Annotated in this window: 16 protein-coding genes; 10 read left to right on the top strand and 6 right to left on the bottom strand. The window is 60.9% G+C overall.

All coding sequences use genetic code 11. The features are described 5' to 3' along the window. Position 1 precedes the first annotated feature (1 nt). The 3 genes from pgl (at position 2) to GOB81_RS11450 (ending at position 2,074) form a co-directional block, all read left to right on the top strand. Positions 2 to 754 carry a 6-phosphogluconolactonase gene (gene pgl, locus GOB81_RS11460; RefSeq protein ID WP_173570565.1) on the top strand — a complete coding sequence of 251 codons (753 nt, stop codon included), beginning with the start codon at positions 2 to 4 and terminating at the stop codon, positions 752 to 754. A gap of 4 nt (positions 755 to 758) precedes the next feature. Continuing rightward, the gene (rpiA, locus tag GOB81_RS11455; RefSeq protein ID WP_173570564.1) at positions 759 to 1,448 is read left to right on the top strand and encodes a ribose 5-phosphate isomerase A; all 690 of its coding nucleotides are present in this window, start codon (positions 759 to 761) and stop codon (positions 1,446 to 1,448) included. 86 nt (positions 1,449 to 1,534) lie between these two features. Beyond that, a complete protein-coding gene (locus tag GOB81_RS11450; protein WP_173570562.1) occupies positions 1,535 to 2,074 on the top strand; it encodes a gluconokinase in 540 nt (179 codons plus the stop codon). A 63-nt stretch (positions 2,075 to 2,137) separates the two neighbouring features. On the opposite strand, the gene GOB81_RS11445 is transcribed toward GOB81_RS11450, so the two are convergent. The 3 genes from GOB81_RS11445 to hemC all read right to left on the bottom strand — a co-directional run bounded on the left by GOB81_RS11445 (position 2,138) and on the right by hemC (position 5,312). Further along, entirely contained in the window at positions 2,138 to 3,397 is a 1,260-nt protein-coding gene (locus GOB81_RS11445; RefSeq protein WP_173570560.1) for a class I SAM-dependent methyltransferase, read from the bottom strand. A gap of 93 nt (positions 3,398 to 3,490) precedes the next feature. Further along, the gene (locus GOB81_RS11440; RefSeq protein WP_173570558.1) at positions 3,491 to 4,231 is read right to left on the bottom strand and encodes a uroporphyrinogen-III synthase; all 741 of its coding nucleotides are present in this window, start codon (positions 4,229 to 4,231) and stop codon (positions 3,491 to 3,493) included. Between the two features lie 10 nt (positions 4,232 to 4,241). Continuing rightward, complete coding sequence (gene hemC, locus GOB81_RS11435; protein WP_173570556.1) at positions 4,242 to 5,312, bottom strand: hydroxymethylbilane synthase; 1,071 nt, start codon at positions 5,310 to 5,312, stop codon at positions 4,242 to 4,244. 41 nt (positions 5,313 to 5,353) lie between these two features. Here hemC and tsaD point away from each other — a divergent pair, with 41 nt between their 5' ends. The 7 genes from tsaD (at position 5,354) to GOB81_RS11400 (ending at position 17,009) form a co-directional block, all read left to right on the top strand. Continuing rightward, complete coding sequence (tsaD, locus tag GOB81_RS11430) at positions 5,354 to 6,469, top strand: tRNA (adenosine(37)-N6)-threonylcarbamoyltransferase complex transferase subunit TsaD (RefSeq protein WP_173570554.1); 1,116 nt, start codon at positions 5,354 to 5,356, stop codon at positions 6,467 to 6,469. Between the two features lie 96 nt (positions 6,470 to 6,565). Continuing rightward, entirely contained in the window at positions 6,566 to 7,780 is a 1,215-nt protein-coding gene (locus GOB81_RS11425) for a YncE family protein (RefSeq protein WP_173570553.1), read from the top strand. A 258-nt stretch (positions 7,781 to 8,038) separates the two neighbouring features. Next, complete coding sequence (locus GOB81_RS11420) at positions 8,039 to 8,917, top strand: ferredoxin--NADP reductase (protein ID WP_173570552.1); 879 nt, start codon at positions 8,039 to 8,041, stop codon at positions 8,915 to 8,917. 386 nt (positions 8,918 to 9,303) lie between these two features. Next, positions 9,304 to 10,701, top strand: coding sequence for a glutathione-disulfide reductase (gene gorA / locus GOB81_RS11415; RefSeq protein WP_173570550.1), 1,398 nt, complete (start codon positions 9,304 to 9,306; stop codon positions 10,699 to 10,701). Positions 10,702 to 10,934: 233 nt separating this feature from the next. Continuing rightward, entirely contained in the window at positions 10,935 to 12,374 is a 1,440-nt protein-coding gene (locus GOB81_RS11410) for an ammonium transporter (RefSeq protein ID WP_173570549.1), read from the top strand. Positions 12,375 to 12,634: 260 nt separating this feature from the next. Next, on the top strand, positions 12,635 to 13,144 hold the full coding sequence (locus GOB81_RS11405) for a hypothetical protein (protein ID WP_173570548.1): 510 nt from the start codon (positions 12,635 to 12,637) through the stop codon (positions 13,142 to 13,144). A gap of 205 nt (positions 13,145 to 13,349) precedes the next feature. Continuing rightward, entirely contained in the window at positions 13,350 to 17,009 is a 3,660-nt protein-coding gene (locus GOB81_RS11400; protein WP_173570547.1) for a Hint domain-containing protein, read from the top strand. A gap of 125 nt (positions 17,010 to 17,134) precedes the next feature. Here the strand turns inward: GOB81_RS11400 and rnhA are convergent, their stop codons facing one another. Genes rnhA through ispH form a run of 3 tightly spaced genes read right to left on the bottom strand, consistent with a single transcriptional unit; the run spans position 17,135 to position 19,626 of the window. Further along, the gene (rnhA, locus tag GOB81_RS11395) at positions 17,135 to 17,629 is read right to left on the bottom strand and encodes a ribonuclease HI (RefSeq protein WP_173570546.1); all 495 of its coding nucleotides are present in this window, start codon (positions 17,627 to 17,629) and stop codon (positions 17,135 to 17,137) included. Further along, positions 17,619 to 18,614, bottom strand: a complete 996-nt coding sequence (locus GOB81_RS11390; RefSeq protein ID WP_173570545.1) for a homoserine kinase — start codon at positions 18,612 to 18,614, stop codon at positions 17,619 to 17,621. Before GOB81_RS11390 ends, rnhA begins: the two co-directional genes overlap by 11 nt. 13 nt (positions 18,615 to 18,627) lie before the next feature. Further along, on the bottom strand, positions 18,628 to 19,626 hold the full coding sequence (gene ispH / locus GOB81_RS11385; protein WP_173570630.1) for a 4-hydroxy-3-methylbut-2-enyl diphosphate reductase: 999 nt from the start codon (positions 19,624 to 19,626) through the stop codon (positions 18,628 to 18,630). Positions 19,627 to 19,743 lie beyond the last annotated feature (117 nt).

Raw genomic sequence — 19,743 nt, 5'->3', positions numbered from 1 at the left:
CATGCAGGGCGGTCATGATGTGACATCGGCCGCCGTGGTCGTGCTCGATAGTTCGGACGCTGTCGCCCGGCGTGTGGCCAGCTTCCTGCTCGAAAAGGCCTGCCAGTCGAAGGGTGTTTTCCGGATTGCCCTTTCAGGTGGTTCGACGCCCAGAAAACTGTACGCGCTGATGGCGCAGCCGGATTACGCCGACCGTTTTCCGTGGGGTCGCGCCCAGTTTTTCTATGGCGATGACCGTTTCGTTCCGGCCGACTCTCCCGACAGCAACCGGGGTATGGCGCAGTCCCTCCTGTTTGCGCATGTGCCGGTTCCACGGGACAATATTCATCCGATGCCGGATCAGGGGGACGCGGACGAAGCCGCCCGGACCTATGAGGTGGAACTGAAACGGGCCTATGGCGCTGACAGGCTGGAAGCAGGTCGTCCCCTGTTCGATGTCGTCCTGCTGGGTCTGGGTGAGAACGGGCATACGGCGTCTCTCTTCCCAAGACAGCCCGTTCTGGAGGAAAAGACGCACTGGGTCGCGTCCTGTGTGCCGGATGACGCGCCCCACACGCGACTGACGCTGACGTATCCGGCGATCGCCTCTAGCCGCCATGTGCTGTTTCTGGTGACAGGGGCAGCTAAAGCGGCGGTTCTCGAACGGGTTAGGGTAGGCGATCCGGTGGAACCGGCGAGCCATATCCGTTCGGAAGGCGAGGTCGTGTGGATTGTTGACAGGGAGGCCGCAGGGCAGGCCACCGGGAAGGGATAGTGAGATGAGCGCGAGCGAATATAAGCGTCAGGCAGCGGAGTTCGCGGCTGAGATGGTCAGGGACGGCATGGTGGTCGGTCTTGGCACGGGCAGCACGGCAGCCTTCGTGGTGGACGCTCTGGGGCGTCGTCACAAGGATGAGGGGCTGCGCTTCGTGGCGATTCCGACATCCGTGGCGACCGAGCAGCAGGCGCAGGGGCTTGGTATTCCTCTGACGACGTTCGCCGATCATGCAACGGTCGATCTGACCATTGACGGTGCCGACGAAATCCAGCGGGGCACGCTCAATCTGATCAAGGGACTTGGCGGCGCGCTTCTGCGGGAGAAGATCGTGGCCGCGGCATCCTCGCGGCTGGTCATCATCGCGGATGACAGCAAACTTGTCGATCATCTTGGCATGAAGACGTTGCTTCCGGTCGAGGTCACGCCTTTCGGGTGGGAAGCGACGGTGCGTCATCTCGAAAAATTCGGAGCGCAGGCGTCACCGCGTCGTAATCGTGACGGTGCATTCTTTGTCAGCGATGGTGGCAATCTGATTCTCGACTGTAAATTCCATGAGATTGTCGATGCAGCACAGCTTGAGCAGGACATTCGTTCCGTGGTCGGTGTGGTGGAAAGCGGTCTGTTCGTCGGGATGGCGACCGAAGCCGTCGTTGCGGGCAGTGAAGGTCTTTCCCGTCTGGCCGTAGGGTAGGGGCGTGGGCTGAAAAGATCTTATCACCAGTGCGGAGGAGGATTACCCATCCCTTTCTGCGCAGGCGACACGGGAGAAGCCGGATCATGGAGCACTCCAGTGCGGCAGATATCAGGCCACGTCTCCTCGTGGTGATGGGGGTGTCGGCCAGCGGCAAGTCGCTGGTTGCCGAAGGGCTGCACCACCAGCTCGGCTGGCCGTTTCAGGAAGGTGACGCGCTTCATCCTCCTGAGAATATCGAGAAGATGGCTGGCGGCACGCCGCTCACGGATAAAGATCGTTTTCCATGGCTTGAAAAGTGCCGCCACTGGATGGCCGACCGCGCGCGCGAAGGGAGTGGCGGTATTCTCGCCTGCTCGGCACTCAAGGCGCGTTATCGCGACATTCTGAGGCAGGATGGTCTGGCTGTGACGTTCCTGTTCCTCAAGGTTCCTCGCGAGGAACTGGCGCGTCGGCTGCAAGGGCGGAGGCAGCATTTCATGCCGCCTTCCCTGCTGGACAGCCAGCTTGATACGCTGGAAGAGCCGCAGTCCGCAGAGCATGTGTTGCTGCTGGAAGCATCTGAATCGCCAGCGGAAATCATTGCGAAAGCGCTTGAACTGCTACGGATGGATCAGGAAAACTGAAGCTGGTTTCATGCGCTGGAAGGAAATGTTCCTCATCCGGGCAGGATCGTTCCTATAACCCGTTTATATCGCGGACCGTAGCAGGACACGGTTCAGGCTTTCCAGCGTCGAGAAAAGCTCTTTCCATACCGTGAAGAATTTGTTTTCCGACATGCCACGTTCAGCCATGGAGGCGGCAAGATCTCCCACAGTGCGTTCGCCGTCGATCAGAGGCAGAATGCTGCGTGCGGCAGTGGGGAGCGGAACCGGCACGACAAGAGTGCCGAATGAAAAAGGCAGTGTACAGTTAGGCAGAATCTGTTTCGCGAGTTCAATCCCCGGAATTTCCCTCATGATGGGAATGGCGGCGGTATCGTCGGCGTTCGGTGGCACAATGCGCTCGTCTTTGCGGACCACATAGGCCACATGCGTCGCCATGTTGCCCGTGAGAGCTTCGGCGACAATGGCTTTGTCGCGCCAGTTCATGTGTTCGACACGCTGGCGCAGTTTTGGGTCCGGGAGGAACAGTGCCGGATCGTAACGGGCCGGTTCCATCAGGCAAGATGATTCCAGACCCGTGCTTTCCAGAAGATCGAGAAAATCCGCGATGGTATAGGCGCGGTCCCGTGGATTCAGGATGAGGTCATAGAGACCGGCGTTCCCGCCGTTCAGATGATCCCCGAAATTTCCGTTCTGATGAAGCCATGCTGTTGCAGGGAGATGCCGCATCACACGTTTGGCGATATCCAGACGAGAGGTCGGTGGTTCGGAAAAAGGCGTCAGATGTTCAAGAGCTTCCTGCATCATGTAGACGCCTGTCCGCCCATAGGGTGCATAGACCATCAGCCCCATGCCCCCGCCCGGTGTGAGAAGCTGTTCGAGCCCTTTCAGGGTGGCGGCGGGATCTGGAAGGTGATGAAGAACGCCACAACAGTCGATGTAATCGAATAACTCCAGATTCAGGGTTTCAAGGTCGATCAAGGAGCCCTGAACGAAACGTATATTGGGCAGGTCTCTTGCTTCGGCGCGCGCTTTCGCAATCGAGAGAGCCTGCGACGAGCGGTCGAGGCAGACAACTTCCCCCGGACGGTTTACCCGCGCCATCTGTGTGGCCAGCATGATGGCGCCGTCCCCAGTGCCGCAGCCCGCGACCAGAGCCCGTAAGGGCTGGTTACGCGGACGGCGCGCGCCGAACACCCAGTAATCTATTTCCCGCAAATGGCTGGGGCTACCGATCAGCAGACGTTTGCTCTCGTCGCGTGGATCACGTTCGGGATAAGGATACGCCTCATATTGCGCGGCGAGTTCCGTATCGCGTGCATCGGCGGGTGATGGGGTGGTCATTGACTGCTCCTGAAACGTGCGGCGTGCGGAGGACATAAGCAGGGTCAGCATGTGTCCGATATGGATGGAAGCCCAAAGTCAGTCAGAAAATATTCAGGGCTGAGAAGGTGATTTGCCATAATGCTCAAGCAGGTCAATCATCGCCCGCATGTCCGGCGTGGCTGCCGTCGCGGTCTGCCCGAAACCATTTTTGCGTAGTTCTTTCGATGAATTTTCAGAAATAGTGATGCCACGCAGGCCCTGAAATGAACCCCCTGACTGGATGAAGGCTGAACAGAAGGCTCGGGCACTTGCCGTGGAAAAAACCATGACGGTACCGATCAGTTTTTCATGCAGAGCGCGCAGCGTGTCCGGCGGCAGTGAGTGTGCGGGCATTGTGCTGTAGGCAACGCGCCGACGGATCTGGAAACCGGACACACGGAGGCTGCTGGCGAGATCCAGCCCCTGTTTCTGTCCCGACAGCAGCAGCAGCGGACCGCCCGCTGGCGAACATTGCATTTTGATGAGGTCCGCCAGTTGCGCGGCGTTGCCGCTGGCGCTGATCACGGAGGGAAAGTCGAGGGCACTGATACGTGCGGCAGTCGCATCGCCCACCGCGTAAATGGGAACGTCGCGCGATACCGATCCGGCCAGCGCCGGAAGAGCCTGACTGCTGGTGATCAGCACGCCCGCGATGCCTGTCTGGAGTGGTAGGGTGTGGGGGGAGACGATGAGGGATTCCATCCCCCATGTCAGCCACCCTTGTCGTTCGAGTGTCTCACGGGTTTCCGTCAGGGCGGGTTCGGGGCGCACGACAAGGACGCCGCCGCGACGGGGGGGCGTGTCCCTGCTCATGGCCTCAGGGTCAATCGGTGAAGATGGACGCAGGACTGTCAGCCCGCAGATTGCGTCCAAGTTCGAGACCCATGCGTTCGGCATCGGCTGCGGGACCGACAATTTCCCGGCGGAGCAGGAAGGTGCCGTCCTCCGAGGCGACCAGCCCCGTGAGATGCAGCGCGCTTCGAGGGCCCGCACCCGGCGTCAGCAGGCGGGCATAGCCACCGATCGGCGTGCGGCAGGAGCCGTCGAGTTCAGCCAGAAGGGCGCGTTCGGCCGTCGAGACGGCGCGGGCTTCGTAATCCTCAATCGCCGAGAGCAGTTCGCGCAGTTCCACATCGCTCTCACGAACGGTGACACCGACGATTCCCTGTCCGGCCGATGGCACCATGATCGCGGGTTCCAGCACCACGGACGCACGGTCTTCCATGCCGAGGCGGCGGAGACCGGCAAGGGCGAGGAGTGTTGCGTCGCACTGGCGGGCGGCAAGTTTGTCGAGTCGCGTCTGCACGTTGCCACGCAGCAGTCCGAATCGGAGGTCGGGACGCACATGCAGCATCTGAGCCTGTCTGCGGACAGACGCACAGCCGACCAGCGCACCTTCAGGCAGCGCGGAATAGGGATTGTTCGGATCGCCGCTCGGTTTCAGACCCGGACCGAGGATCAGCGCATCGCGTGCGTCCTCGCGGCGCATGGTGCAGGCGAGCACAAGGCCGGGCGGCAGGGTCGTCTCAAGGTCTTTCAGGCTGTGGACCGCGAAATCGATACGTCCGTCCACCAGCGCTTCGTGGATTTCCTTGGCGAAGAGCCCTTTGCCGCCGATTTCGGCCAGTGCGCGGTTCTGCACCTGATCACCCGTCGTGTTGATCAGGTGCTCCTGAAAGGCGTTCATGTCCCGCAACACGGGACAGAATCGCGTCAGGCGTGTGAGAAAGGCGCGGGTCTGCCACAGCGCGAGCGGCGAGCCACGCGAGCCGACGCGCAGCGGAAGCTGGCGCCGGTGTTGCGGCGTCGCTGTCTTCCGGCGCGCGGCTGCCTCGGCCGCGACCTTCTGGAGTGCGGGAGAGGGGGAGGTTTGTGATGGCTGTGCGGGGACCATTGGGCGTGTTTATTACCAGCACCGGATGAAGGAAAGGTGACGTGACGCCAGACAGGACCGACAGAAACGCTGCCTCAAAGGGGGTTCTATACCCCACGGGGCCGCTGCTTGCCATTGAGTCGTCATGCGATGAGACGGCGTGTGCCATCCTCTCTCCGCAGGGGACAGTGCTCGCGGAGAAGGTGATATCGCAGGAGGCGCACGCCGCATTCGGAGGGGTTGTGCCGGAGATCGCAGCCCGCGCGCACCTGGCACTTTTGCCTGATCTGGCGCGGAAAACCGTGGAAGCAGCAGGCTTGATACCCAGCGATCTGAGGGCCGTTGCGGCAAGCACCGGACCCGGTCTCATCGGGGGGTTGATCGTCGGTGCGAACTTCGGCAAGGGACTGGCGATTGCACTGGGTAAACCTTTCATCGCGGTCAATCACATTGAGGCCCATGCTCTTTCCGCAAGGCTGCCCGGCGTTGCGAAAGAGGGGCTGGTATTCCCTTTCCTGCTGCTTCTGGTCTCCGGTGGGCACTGCCAGTGTCTGGCTGTCGAAGGGATCGGGCAATATCGTCGTCTGGGCGGCACGATCGACGATGCCGCGGGTGAGGCGTTCGACAAGGTCGCCAAGATGCTCGGGCTGGGCTGGCCGGGCGGCCCGCAGCTCGAAGCACTGGCGCGGGAAGGCGATCCGAAGGCGTTTGCTTTTCCCCGTCCGCTAAAAGGAAGGGTCGGGTGCGATTTTTCGTTCTCTGGCCTGAAAACCGCGCTGGCACGGCAGCTTGAGCCTTATGGCAATACGGCGCTGCCCCGTGCTCTGGCTGCCGATCTGGCGGCCAGCTTTCAGCAGGCGGTTGCGGATGTGATCGAGGACCGGGTGCGCCATGCCTTCGCGATGATGGAACCGCCCACAGCCCTGGTCGCGGCGGGCGGCGTGGCGGCCAATGGGGTGCTGCGGGCCTGCCTGACGCGGATTGCGACGGATCACGGCGTGCCGTTCATTGCCCCGCCATTGCGACTGTGCACCGACAACGCCGTGATGGTGGGGTGGGCGGCGCTTGAAGTGTGCCGGGAAGCGGCACGGCGCGGCTTGCTGATGCCGGATGACCGGCGCATGCGCCCCCGGCCACGCTGGCCACTGTCGGAAATGGCTGAGCGATTTTCTGAGTAAAAACAGTACACGAAGAAGTCTGAATTGACACAGATCGCTTGCCGGTCCGGTGCCGTGTGGTATGTCCGACGCCCTGCGGAGGTTTACGGACGCATCATGACGAAAAATCGATTTCTGACAGGCGCGGTGGTTGTTGCACTGCTCGGCGCCATTGGCCTCACTCCGGCGGAGGCGCAGACCGATTCTGCTCCGCCTGCGACGGTTGCACCGGCAACGGCTTCTCCGGTGGGCACGGTGCAGACCATTCCCGGAATGCCGCCGGTGGTGAACCCCGCCAATATCTATTCCGAAGCGCGGGCCGGTAATCTCAACCCGGAAGTGGCGAAGGACCCGGCACGTATCTATGTGCCGAATCTCCGGTCGAACGATGTGTATGTCATCGACCCGGCCACAATGACGGTCGTTGACCATTTTCCGGTCGGCAAGAGCCCGCAGCACGTCGTGCCCTCATGGGATCTGCGCACGCTCTGGGCGACGAACAATGCCGAAGGCACGACCGATGGCAGCCTGACGCCGATCGATGCACGGACCGGCAAGCCGGGACCGGCCGTTGCCGTGGACGATCCCTACAACATGTATTTCACACCCGACGGCAAATCGGCGATCGTCGTGGCAGAGGCCCGTCGCCGTCTGGATTTCCGTGATCCGCACACGATGCAGATGCAGGGTTCCGTCGAGGCGCCGCAGTGCCGTGGCATCAACCACGCCGGTTTCTCCATCGACGGCCGCTACGCGATCTTCACCTGTGAATTCGGCGGCATGCTGGCCAAGGTGGATACGGTCAACCGCCAGTTGCTTGGTTATCTGAAGCTTTCCAAGGGTGGCATGCCGCAGGACATCCTGACGGCCCCGAACGGCAAAACCTTTTATGTGGCGGACATGCACGCCGATGGCGTGTTCGTCGTCGACGGTGACACGTTCAAAGAGACAGGATTTATTCCGACCGGTGTCGGAACCCACGGGCTTTATCCGAGCCGGGACGCGAAGGTCATGTATGTGGCGAATCGCGGGTCTCACAAGGTGCACGGGCCGCGTCACAGCAAGGACGGCAGCGTGTCCGTCATTGATTTCGCGACGAATCAGGTGGTGAAGACCTGGCCGGTTCCCGGCGGTGGCAGCCCCGACATGGGGAATGTCAGCCAGGACGGTAAGCTTCTGTGGCTGTCGGGTCGCTTCGATGACGTGGTGTATGCCATCGACACGACCAGCGGCACGATGCAGATCATTCCCGTCGGCGCCGAGCCTCACGGGCTGGCCGTCTGGCCGCAGCCGGGCCGTTATTCGGTCGGGCATACGGGCATCATGCGCTGAAGACAGTCTGCCCTGCCTGTCATGCTTTTTGGACGGTCACGCTTTTCCGGAGGAAGGGAAACTCATCCTTCCCCGGAAGAACCCCGTCATCCTCAGGGCAGGGTTTGTAAATTATTTCTGGTGCCCGCCGCCGCTTCCTCCTAAACCCGCTCCCGAAATTCGTCCCTAACCCGGCGCTGCCGCAGGTACGGTCTTTTTGCGAGCGCGCGACAGACTCCGTCCTCTGCACACCGCCTCTGATACGGAGATATCCGGCTCATGTCCGACATCTTGCCACGCGTTTCCCCTGAAGAGGCTCCCTCCGGCCTGCTGCCGGTCGAGGGTCAGGAGGGTGTGTGGCACCTTGCGCCTCCGGGGAAAGAATACGGTCATCTCTACCCTGCGAAGGTGCTGACGGTTCACCACTGGACCGACCGCCTGTTCAGCTTCACCACCACCCGCGACCCGGCACTCCGCTTCGAGAACGGCCAGTTCACGATGATCGGCACGGAAGTGGACGGCAAGCCGCTGCTGCGCGCCTATTCCATCGCTTCGCCTAACTACGAAGATCACATGGAGTTTCTCTCCATCGCCGTGCCGGATGGTCCGCTGACCTCCCGCCTGCGTCATGTGAAGGTCGGCGACACGGTCCTGATCGGCCGCAAGCCGGTGGGCACGCTGCTGCTCGACAATCTGCGTCCGGGCCGGAATCTCTATTTCCTGTCCACGGGCACCGGCCTCGCGCCGTTCATGAGCCTGATCAAGGATCCGGAGTGCTACGAGCGTTACGAGAACGTCGTGCTGACGCACACTGTCCGCATCTCGGGCGAACTGGCGTATTTCAACCACATCCGCCACGAGCTTCCGGAACATGAGTTCCTAGGGGAACTCATCGCATCCAAACTGCACTACTATCCGGCCGTGACGCGCGAGGATTTCGCAGTCACCGACCGCATCACGACGCTGATCGAGACCGGCAAGATCTTCAGCGACCTGAACCTTCCGGCCTTCGATCCGGCCGTGGATCGGGTGATGATCTGCGGTTCGCCGGAGATGCTGGCCGATACGGAGAAACTGCTGGAGAGCCTCGGCTTCGACGAGGGCAACAACTCACGGCCCGGCGCTTATGTCGTCGAGAAAGCCTTCGCCGAGCGCTGATTGCCGATGGTCTGTCCCGTCGCTTCATGCGGGCGGGACAGAGCCCCGGCTTTTTACCGGCCGCCGGGAAGTATCACGCCTCCTGTGGGTGACGTGATATCCCAGCTTTGCAGAACCTGTTGACTGCTGATGATCCGACGCGCGTTTCCTGCGCCCAGATGGTCAAAGCCCGCATGGCCGCTCGACTTCAATGCTCAGGGATACATGCCGGGGTAACCCGCGCAGGGGTATTCTCAGACGGCGGAGCGTTTGTGAAGCAACTTCTTAATTCCTGTCGGAGAGTTGTCTCCACCGTCCGCACAAGGCACTTTCCTCCCCGACACACGGGTGTGGCGGGGTTTTTCGTCCCGATCCCTGCCAACAGTCACGAATAAGCGGAGCGCAGCATGCCTCAAGACACATCTTACGACGTTGACCTGCTGGTCATCGGCGCAGGTTCGGGCGGTGTTCGCTGCGCACGAATCGCTGCTGGCCACGGGGCGAAAGTGGCTGTGGTCGAAGGGCGTCACTGGGGTGGCACCTGCGTCAATCTTGGTTGCGTGCCGAAGAAGCTGATGGTGCAGGCCAGCGAATACGGTGATTACGTCGAGGACAGTCACGGCTTCGGCTGGGACACACAGGCAGGCGCATTTCACTGGGATCGGCTGATCGCGGCCAAGGACAAGGAAATTTCTCGCCTCAACGGCATTTACGTCTCGATGCTGGAAAAGTCGGGCGTCCGCCTTCTGACGGGATTCGCCCGCTTCGAGGACGCGCACACCGTTGTCACCACGCCGACGGAACTGGCCCCGAACGCGGAACCCGAACGGATTACGGCCCGACATATCGTCATCGCGACAGGTTCGACGCCGACGAAGCTCGACATTGTGGGCGCCGATCTGGCCATCACGTCGGATGAGGTGTTCGGGTTGCCGGAGATGCCACGTCGCGTCTGCGTCATCGGCAGCGGCTATATCGGCGTCGAGTTCGCCGGAATCTTCGCGGGCCTCGGAGCGAGTGTCGAACTGGTCTACCGGCAGCCGCTTCCGCTGCGTGGCTTCGATGAGGATCTGCGAGTCGCTCTGCATGAAGCCATCGGCCAGCGGGGCGTGACGCAGCATGAAAAGGCTAGCCCGACGCGAATCCGTCGTGAGGGAAGCGATCTGGTCGTCACGCTGGATAACGGCACCGAAGTGACGGTCGATTGTGTTCTCATGGCCACGGGGCGTCACCCGAAAAGCGGCAGGCTTGGGCTGGAAAACACGCGCGTGCGCCGCACGGAAGAAGGCCGTATCGAGGTGGATCGGCACTTCGAGACGGCGGAACCCGGCGTGTTCGCCATTGGCGACGTGACGAATCACCTCAATCTCACGCCGGTCGCCATCGCGGAGGGACATATCCTTGCAGATCGCCTGTTCGCCGACCGGGCGCGTGCATGGTCATTCGAGACGACCCCGAAAGCCGTGTTCTTCACGCCGCCGCTGGCCAGCGTGGGTCTGACCGAAGCGGAAGCTGCGGAACAGGGGACGGTGGATATCTATGTCTCGAAATTCCGTCCGATGCGACACACGCTGAGCGGACGCGAACGGCGTACCGTGATGAAACTTGTGGTGGATCAGGCCACGCAGAAGGTCATTGGCGTGCACATGATTGGTGAAGATGCGCCCGAACTGATGCAGGGACTGGCCATTGCCGTCACCGCCGGACTGCACAAGGCGGACTTTGATCGCACGATCGGTATTCATCCGACGTCGGGCGAAGAGTTCGTGACCATGCGGACGAGGACCCGCGTCTCCGGCGATTGACGGTTTTTTCGCTCATCCCATGATCTTCTTTGCGTCTCATGGGCTTGAGTAGTTCGTTTCGAATAGGCTACGTATAAGTAAGATACATGTCTTCTGGGTGGAAGACGTGCATTCTGCGGTGTTTCGTGATCGTAACGGCCTGTTTTATCGCAGTATTATGGCGATGAACCTTGTGCGTGTGCGAGCCGGCTTGTGAAACAAAACGCGAATGAGGCAGGGGGCAGCGAGCGTTTATGAATATTCAGTTTTCCTCGTTCGCGGGGCAGTCCCCGCAGCGAAACAGTGAAGCGACGGAAAAGTCCGTGTTTCGCGTTTCGGGGGCTCTTGCCACTGTGTCGGCAGGTGCTGCGGCGCTCTTCTCATCCGTCCCGGCTTTTGCCCAGGACGCGGCGGCCGCTCCGGCACCCACCATCGACACGGGTGATACCGCGTGGATGCTGGTCAGCACGGCGCTCGTGCTGCTGATGACGATTCCCGGTCTCGGCCTGTTCTATGCTGGCATGGTCCGGAAAAAGAACGTTCTGTCGACGCTCATGCAGAGCTTCAGCATCTGCTGCATCATCACGATTGTCTGGATGGTGGCTGGCTATTCGCTCGCCTTCACCAACGGTACGCCTTATATCGGCGGCCTCTCCAAGGCATTTCTCGCGACGTTGGGCGACCATATCAGCAAGGGCGCTGATATTCCGTTCACCATCGGCGCAGGAACCCCCGCCGCTGCGACGATGACCATTCCTGAGAGCGTCTTCATGATGTTCCAGATGACCTTCGCCATCATCACGCCCGCCCTGATCGCGGGTGCCTATGCCGAGCGCATGAAGTTTTCCGCCGTGTGCGTGTTCACCATCCTGTGGTCGCTGATCGTTTATGCCCCGGTCGCCCACTGGGTCTGGAGTCCGCTCGGCTGGCTGGCCGGTATGGGAACGCTTGATTTCGCCGGTGGCACAGTCGTGCATATCAACGCCGGTATCGCCGGTCTTGTCTGCGCCCTCGTTCTTGGCAAGCGTCGGGGCTATGGCACGGAAGATCTGGCACCGTTCAATCTTACTTATGCCGTCATCGGAGCCGCTCTCCTGTGGGTCGGCTGGTTCGGCTTCAACGCGGGTTCCGCCGTGGGCGCGAACGGTCGCGCCGGCATGGCGATGGCCACCACGCAGATCGCCGCTGCTGCGGCAGGCGTCTCCTGGATGCTGGCCGAGTGGTTTCGCACCGGCAAGCCGACTGTTCTGGGCATTATCTCCGGCGCTGTCGGTGGTCTCGTCGCCATCACACCTGCTGCTGGTTTTGTTCTGCCGGGCAGTGCGCTGGCCATTGGTCTGATCACGGGTGTCGTCTGCTACTGGGGAGCGACGTCGCTTAAGCATATGATGGGTTATGACGACAGCCTCGACGCCTTCGGTGTGCATGGTATTGGCGGCATTGTCGGCGCGCTGCTCACCGGCGTCTTCGCCTATGGCCCGCTCTCGGCGACCGAGAGCAACCCGGCGGGCACCTCCGGTTCTCTGCACCAGCTTCTGGTTCAGGCTGAAGCGGTCGGCGTGACGATCATCTGGTGCGGCATCATGACGTTTATCCTGCTGAAGATTGTCGATCTGCTGGTTGGTCTGCGCGTTTCCACGGAAGCGGAGCAGGAAGGCCTGGATGTCGCGCTGCATGGCGAACGCATCAACTGACCTAGGCTTTCAGGTCTGTTTCAGAGAAGGGCGGGTCTTGCGATCCGCCCTTTTTTTATGGCCGCAGCAGGTTCAGATGCTTCCACTTCCTTCTGCTTTTTGTTGTCCGTAATCGCAAAAGTCCTGTTTTTCAGGGCGTTGCGGAGCTTGCCATATCCTGTCGGGCTTGCATGACACCGGTTTCTTGGGTTCTGTGTCGATATGCTGCTGTGTCATGCCGACATGGCAGGGTTTTGACATAGTAATGCAAAGGAAAGCCGATGGGCTTCAATAGTTCCGCGCGTGCGGTAACTGCCTCGCTCGCCCTGCTCGCGGGTGTGGCGTGGTGTGTGACGCCAGCCGAGGCGCAAACTGCCATCACGGCCAAGGAATGCCACGCGAAATTCAAGGCCGCCAAGGAAGGTGGCACGCTGGCCGGTCAGAGCTACAAGGAATTCAAGACCGCTCAGTGCGCGGGCGCGGAGTCCGAGGCGGAAGACAAGAGTGGCGACGAGACTGCCAAGGCCTCTCCAGAGGCGGCGACTCCGGCGGCGACCAGCAAGGCGACCGATACCAAGAAGACCACGGCGTCGACTTATACCGGTAACGCTGTTTTCCCGAGTCAGGTGTCTTCGAAATACTCATCCCTGTCTGCTGGCAAGGCGCGGATGAAAACCTGTCTTGATCAGTACCACACGAACAAGACGACAGGCGGCAATGGCGGCCTGACCTGGATCCAGAAGGGCGGTGGGTATTACAGCCAGTGCACGAAGCGACTGAAGGGTCAGTAAACCGTTCCTGACAGTGCTTTGCCTGATTAAAGAAAGCCGCCACGGTTAACGTGGCGGCTTTCTTGTTTATGCGGACGTCCGCCCTGCTGGCGCATTAACGGCACGGAAAGCTTTGTATCCGGAAAATTAGTCATTCGCCCGAATAATGAGACCAAGACAGGTTTTGAAGAATCGTACCTGAATTCGCCAAAAATTGGGGGAACTGATGACGACTGAAGATTTTACCGGACCGGGCGCGACCTCCGTTACGACGTCGGTGGCTTCGGCGATAATTGAAAATGGCGCCAAAACTACCGTTTCCAGTGGAGGTGTCATTTCCGCCGTGACCGTCATGAGTGGCGGTTTCCTGTATGTCGGCAAGCAGGCCGAAACAACGGACGGCGTCGGTTCCCAGGGTATTGTCAGCGGAGGAATAGTCTCATCAGGCGGCGTGCTGACGCTCTATGCGGGTGGTCTCGTCGAGAATGTAGAAGTTCAGGCTGGCATGGTTCTCGTTTCCAGCGGTGCTGTGGCAAGCAGCCTGATGCTGGATTCCGGCGTCACTGAAATGGTTTACGGGGTGGACTCGGGCGCAATTCTCACGAGCACCGTCACGCAGACTATCTATTCGCATGGCAGTGCGGTTGGTGCGACGGTTGAGTCCGGCGGTGTCCAGAACGTCAATCAGGGCGGTTCCGCCATTTCGACGACCGTGATTGGTGGCGGCTCCAATGACATCGGTGATGGTGGCCAGACAGTCGCCGACGGCGGTTACGCATCGCACACCACGATTACCAATTACGGCAATCAGGATATTCAGCAGGGCGGCTCGGCGACCGATACCACGGTGGTGTCCGGAGGCACACAGATCATTGAAGGTGGAGCCTCCGCCACGAATACGACCGTCAGCAGCGGCGGCATCATACAGGTCAGTGATAATGGCTCCCTGACCGGCGCGACAGTCGAAAGCGGCGGCGTCCTGAGTGCGACTGACACGACTGACTCGCCCCCGACGCTTGCCAATGTCACGGTGCAAAGTGGAGGCGACCTCGTTCTCAACGGCACCAATTTCACGATCACGGGCCTGACGCTTGCCAGTGGCGCGGAAGTGGATCTGACAAGCTTCAATTATACGAGTGGTGTTCCAACAGTCACGGTGACTGGCGATACCGCCACGATTTCGGGATATGACGACAGCGGCGATGCCGTTACCCAGGCCTTCAGCTTCGCGGATACTGCAGGGACCATTACGGCCAGTGAGTTCCAGCTTGCGAATGACGGAAGCAATGGCTCCACGCTCACCTACGTTGCCTGTTATTGCCTTGGCACTCTGATCGCCATCGAGAATGGTGAGGCAGCGATCGAGACCTTGCGGATCGGTGACCATGTGCGGACTTCATCGGGGGCATTGCGCAGAATCCGCTGGATCGGACACCGGAGTTACGCGCCTGAATTCGTGCGGAACAGTCGTGGCCTGCTCCCGATTGTCATCCGGGCAAATGCTCTGGCCGATAACGTGCCGCGCCGTGATCTTCGCGTCTCCCCGCTTCACGCCATGTATCTGGATGGCGTGCTGATCCCCGCGAGTTCGCTGCTCAATGGCCGCACGATCGTTCAGCAGGATGATCCTGAGCAGATCGATTATTTTCATCTCGAGCTTGAAAGCCATGACATCCTCCTGGCGGAAGGCGCGGCCTCGGAGAGCTATCTTGAGGAAGGTGGCCGTGGCATTTTCCATAACGCGGCAGATTTCTATGCACGTTATCCGGATAGCGACTCCGAAGCCGCAGTGAACTGCGCACCGCGTGTCGAGGCGGGCGAGCGTCTGCTGACCATCTGGAACCGCCTGAATGAACGCGCCCTGTCACTTGAGGCTCCGCGCCTTGAAGGTCATGTGGCCCACGCCGATATCCGTGGGGTGTCAGGCTGGTTTTCTTCCGTTGAAACCGCTTCGCAGCCTTTCGACATTGTGGCGGTGCTGGACGGGAACGTCGTTGCAAAGGGGAGTACGCAAGACGCTCATTTCGTGGGGAGCGACGGGCGGGAAGAGCTGCGGCAGGGCTTCACCCTGACATATCAGGCACCGCTTGATGAACTGTCCGCGCGGCAGGTCGTAGTGTGTCGGACGGTGGACAAGGCGCTTCTGACACCCGGAATTACGGCTGAAACCCCATCCGAGTCGCAGAATGGCACGCAGGCGGAGCATCTCGATCCGGCACGGTTCCACGGCTGGGTGGACCATATTGCCCATGACTGCATCGGGGGCTGGGCATGGAATGAGGCGCGCCCGTGGGACAAGGCTCAGGTCGATATCGTGATCGATGGTGTCCGTGCCGGCACGGTTTTCGCGGCGGATTACCGCGCTGATCTGGTCGCTGCAGGCATCGGCAATGGCTGGGCCGGTTTCAGGCTGATGCTAGATACGCCACTCGACTGGCGCGAGCCGCATGTGATCGAGGTGTTTCATGCGGGGACTGAGCTTTCACTCAACGGTTCGCCCGCGCGTCTGCATGTGCCGGAAAACTTCGATGCGTCCATGTGCAAGGCTATCGAACGGGCAGTGCAGGATCTTGATAACTCGTCCAGCCGTCGACAGGCGCTGACCTTCATTCTCAATCAGGCGGATCGCATTCGGCAGCAGGAAGCGGATCTTGATGCACGCCGTGAGGAAACGGCGCTTCTGCATCGTGAAAGGAAGCTGGCTGGTCCGGCTGCGGCTGAGATGCCGGTGATCCGGCGCGCTCTGGTCATCGGGGAGACGATGCCCCGCACGGGCGATAATCCCGATGCCCTGCCGCTTCTCTCCCACATGCGCTCGCTGGTGCGTCTGGGTTACGACGTGACCTTCACCACGGTTGATAGCCGTCCGTGCACCGACATTGAGGACATGCTGGAACGGGAGGGCATTACCGTTGCCCGTGCGCCGATCTATGGCTCACCGGAAGACGTTCTCAAACGACAGGCCGGCACTTTCGAGGTGGTTTATCTGCGTGGTCTGAGTGTGGCCTCGTCATACGCCGGACTTGCTCGCCGCCATATGAACAAAGCGAAGGTGATCTATGGCATGCGGAGTCTCCAGTATGCCCGGATCGACCGGCAGGCGACGGTGGAAGGCCGGATGGATCTGAAGCGCGCCATCGGACGGTTGCGCACCTATGAAGTCACGACGGCGATCATGTGCGATCAGATCATCGTGCATTCCACCGTGGAAGCAGAAATGCTGCGTGGCATGGTATCGGGCCTGAATGTTCATGTGGCTCCGTGGGAAATGACCGTCGATCCGGTTCAGTCTCCCGCATCCACCCGGAACGGCGTGGCGTTTGTGGGCAACTACGACAATGCGGCCGCTCTTGATGCCGCGATGGTGCTGGTGCGCGATGTCATGCCGCTCGTCTGGGCTCGCCTGCCGCATGTGCGGTGTGTTCTGGCCGGACATGGGCAGGCGTCCGTGATCCGGAGGCTTGCCATGGAAGCGGACGCGACCTGCGGTGGGGTGGAAGTGCTGGGGCCGATTTCCGACCTGCGGGACGATCTCTTTGGAACCGTCCGTCTGGGTGTTGCGCCGTTGCGGTATGGTGCCGGTGTGGCCTCGAAAGTGGTGGAAACCTTCGCTGCTGGCTTGCCGTGCGTCATGAGCCCGACGGCGGCGGAAGGGCTGATCATGCCGGAGCGTCTGTCCGGGCTGGTTCAGGATGATGTGGCAGCGATCGCCGAACAGATCATCCAGTTGCACGAAAATCCGGAGATGGCGGAGGAATATGGCCTCATCGGATGCCGGATGATCGGAGAGGAATATTCCGTGGGGGAAGTGGACCGGTGCCTCGGGCAGGTTTTTGGCGCGCGAGAGGCAGCACGACCAGCGGCTGAAAAAGCACTGCGAGCGTGAGATCTGGAAAAAGCGGGGCTACGAAAGCCCTGCTTTTTAAGGAGACGGAAGCGAAGGAACGGCTTTCTTTGTGGGAGCCGTTCCTGCTCTCTTAATCGATCCGCATTTGCCAGGAAAAGACCGTCTCAATGGGAGGCGGTCTTTTCCTCCATGACAATACGCGCTGCGGTGGCAAGCTGATCGACGCGCTCGTTTTCCGGCACGCCTGAATGGCCGCGCACCCAGTGCCACGACACGTCATGCTGCTTGGTCGCATCGAGAAGCCGTCGCCATAAATCCATGTTCTTCACCGGATCTCCGGCAGCATTGCGCCAGTTGCGCCGCACCCAGCCGGTGTGCCAGCGTGTGATCCCATTCCGTACATATTCACTGTCGGTATGCAGCGCGACCTTGCATGGCCGGGTAAGCGCCTCAAGTGCTTCGGCGGCCGCCGTGAGTTCCATGCGGTTGTTGGTGGTTTCTGGCTCTCCACCCGAAAGCTCGCGTTCGCGGCCTTTATAACGCAGGAGCACACCCCAGCCGCCGGGACCGGGATTCGGCCTGCAACCGCCATCCGTCCAGACTTCGACGAGGGCTTCGCCCAGCGATGAGTCGGTCAGGTCGAGTTCTTCAGACACCATAGGCTCCGGCATTGGGCGCGGCGAGATGGAAGCGAAGGCGACGGACATAGGCCATCGGGTCCTTGCGCGTGACCATCGCGCCCGGTGGCGTGTTGATCCAGTCGTAAAGCCGGGTCAGGGCAAAGCGCATGGCTGCGCCCGCGCACAGGACGGGCAGTGCTTCGCGTTCGGCTTCACTCAGCGCTCGCACGCTCTCATATCCTTCGATCAGCCGCCTGGCGCACGTCACGTTGAATGTGCCGTCATCACTGAAGCACCAGGCATTCAGGCAGATGGCAATGTCGTAGGCGAGCAGGTCGCTGCAGGCGAAGTAGAAGTCGATCAGACCGGAAACCTGGCCATCGAGAAAGAACACGTTGTCGGGAAACAGATCGGCGTGAATCTGGCCGGCAGGCAGGCCCGCCTCTCCCTTGAGGCCGGGCCATGCGGGCAGGATGCGATCCAGCGCGCTGCTGAGTTCCCCGATCATCCCCGGCACACTGTCATTGTCACCGGAAGATGTTGCAGCCGCTTCTTCGAGCAAGGGTCGCCATGCGGTGGGACCGAGGCTGTTCGGTCGTTGCGGAGTGTAGCTTCTGCCCGCGACATGCAACTGAGCCAGCGCTTTTCCGAGCGGGCCGCAATGTTCGGCATGGACATGGCGCGGCCAGACACCGGAAAGAAAGGTGGTGATGGCGGCCGGACGTCCTGCGAGTGTTCTCAGAGCCTCGCCATCGTTCCCGGTCACGGGAAGGGGGCAGGACAGTCCTTCCGTAGCGAGGTGACGCATCAGGCCGAGAAACCACGGCAGATCGGCAGGGTTCACACGTTTTTCATAAAGCGTGAGAATGAAGTCGGATGCCTGTCCGGCTTTCTCGGTGCGCAGGAGAAAGTTGCTGTTCTCGACGCCTTCCGCAATGCCGCGGAAGGCTACCAGACGCCCGATATCATAGTCGGCGAGGAACGAGGCGAGTTCCTCGTCCTCGATTTCAGTATAGACGGCCATGGGTGCCTGTATGTCAGCCGAGCGGCGCAGGGAGGCGGAAGGTGACGTTTTCTTCTTTCGCCGTGCGCTCTTCGATCTGTAGCGTATAGCGCTTGGCAAGCTCGGTCACCATTTCCTGCACCAGCGCCTCGGGGGCCGACGCGCCAGCCGTGATGCCGAGAGACTTGACGCCTTCCAGAACGGACCAGTCGAGGGCCGAGAGCTTTGGCACCAGCAGCGCGCGCTTGGTGCCGGAGCGCTCTGCCACTTCCCGCAGACGCTGGGAGTTGGATGAGTTCGGCGAACCGATCACGATCACCAGATCACACTCCGGAGCGATGGCCTTGACCGCTTCCTGCCGATTGGTCGTGGCGTAGCAGATGTCTTCGCGCTTCGGACCCTCGATCAGCGGGAAGCGATCCCGAAGAATCTCGACGATCTCGGCCGTATCATCCACCGAAAGGGTTGTCTGGGTGATGAAGGCCAGACGGGTCGGATCTTCCGGCTGAACGGTGCGGGCTTCCGCGGCATCGTTGATGAGCGTGACGGCACCTGCAGGAAGCTGCCCCATCGTGCCGATCACTTCCGGGTGTCCGGCGTGGCCGATCATGAGGATATGGCGGCTTTCCGGTCCGCCGTCGGCATAATGCCGCTCGGCTTCGCGATGCACCTTGGAGACGAGCGGGCAGGTCGCATCAAGATAGAGCAGGTTGCGCCGTGCGGCCTCGGCCGGAACCGTCTTGGGGACGCCATGAGCGGAGAAAACGACGTGACCGTCTGGCGGCACCTCGTCGAGTTCTTCGACGAAGATCGCGCCTTTTTCTTCCAGTTCCTCGACGACTGTCCGGTTGTGCACGATTTCATGCCGGACATAGACAGGAGCGCCATAGGCGCGGATGGCTTCCTCGACGACGCGGATGGCGCGGTCGACGCCAGCACAGAAGCCGCGGGGACCTGCCAGAAGAACCTTCAGCTTACGGGTTTCGCTTGTGGTTTCGGCGGGTCTGGAAGAAAGGGTGGACTGGTCGGGCATGATGTTCCCCAAACTTTCGGCGGGCGGCATAGGGGCAACCGGCGCATGAACCGGCTTGGCCATAGGATCGTTTTGCCTTCGCCCTACGCAAGACGGACGGATCGCGCAAGCCGTTAT

This window comes from Acetobacter conturbans, assembly GCF_011516755.1.
Classification (GTDB): domain Bacteria; phylum Pseudomonadota; class Alphaproteobacteria; order Acetobacterales; family Acetobacteraceae; genus Acetobacter; species Acetobacter conturbans.
The sequence above is the reverse complement of the archived record's forward strand: the minus strand, read 5'-3'. Positions and strand labels throughout refer to the sequence as shown.

What these genes read in the sequence shown, in the direction of transcription:
- rpiA (WP_173570564.1), top strand. Translation starts at nt 759, where the DNA reads ATGAGCGCGAGCGAATATAAGCGTCAGGCAGCGGAGTTCGCGGCTGAG.
- ispH (WP_173570630.1), bottom strand. Translation starts at nt 19,626, where the DNA reads ATGCCCGACCAGTCCACCCTTTCTTCCAGACCCGCCGAAACCACAAGC.
- GOB81_RS11450 (WP_173570562.1), top strand. Translation starts at nt 1,535, where the DNA reads ATGGAGCACTCCAGTGCGGCAGATATCAGGCCACGTCTCCTCGTGGTG.
- GOB81_RS11410 (WP_173570549.1), top strand. Translation starts at nt 10,935, where the DNA reads ATGAATATTCAGTTTTCCTCGTTCGCGGGGCAGTCCCCGCAGCGAAAC.
- pgl (WP_173570565.1), top strand. Translation starts at nt 2, where the DNA reads ATGCAGGGCGGTCATGATGTGACATCGGCCGCCGTGGTCGTGCTCGAT.
- GOB81_RS11445 (WP_173570560.1), bottom strand. Translation starts at nt 3,397, where the DNA reads ATGACCACCCCATCACCCGCCGATGCACGCGATACGGAACTCGCCGCG.
- GOB81_RS11400 (WP_173570547.1), top strand. Translation starts at nt 13,350, where the DNA reads ATGACGACTGAAGATTTTACCGGACCGGGCGCGACCTCCGTTACGACG.
- GOB81_RS11440 (WP_173570558.1), bottom strand. Translation starts at nt 4,231, where the DNA reads ATGAGCAGGGACACGCCCCCCCGTCGCGGCGGCGTCCTTGTCGTGCGC.
- gorA (WP_173570550.1), top strand. Translation starts at nt 9,304, where the DNA reads ATGCCTCAAGACACATCTTACGACGTTGACCTGCTGGTCATCGGCGCA.
- GOB81_RS11405 (WP_173570548.1), top strand. Translation starts at nt 12,635, where the DNA reads ATGGGCTTCAATAGTTCCGCGCGTGCGGTAACTGCCTCGCTCGCCCTG.
- hemC (WP_173570556.1), bottom strand. Translation starts at nt 5,312, where the DNA reads ATGGTCCCCGCACAGCCATCACAAACCTCCCCCTCTCCCGCACTCCAG.
- GOB81_RS11425 (WP_173570553.1), top strand. Translation starts at nt 6,566, where the DNA reads ATGACGAAAAATCGATTTCTGACAGGCGCGGTGGTTGTTGCACTGCTC.
- GOB81_RS11390 (WP_173570545.1), bottom strand. Translation starts at nt 18,614, where the DNA reads ATGGCCGTCTATACTGAAATCGAGGACGAGGAACTCGCCTCGTTCCTC.
- GOB81_RS11420 (WP_173570552.1), top strand. Translation starts at nt 8,039, where the DNA reads ATGTCCGACATCTTGCCACGCGTTTCCCCTGAAGAGGCTCCCTCCGGC.
- rnhA (WP_173570546.1), bottom strand. Translation starts at nt 17,629, where the DNA reads ATGGTGTCTGAAGAACTCGACCTGACCGACTCATCGCTGGGCGAAGCC.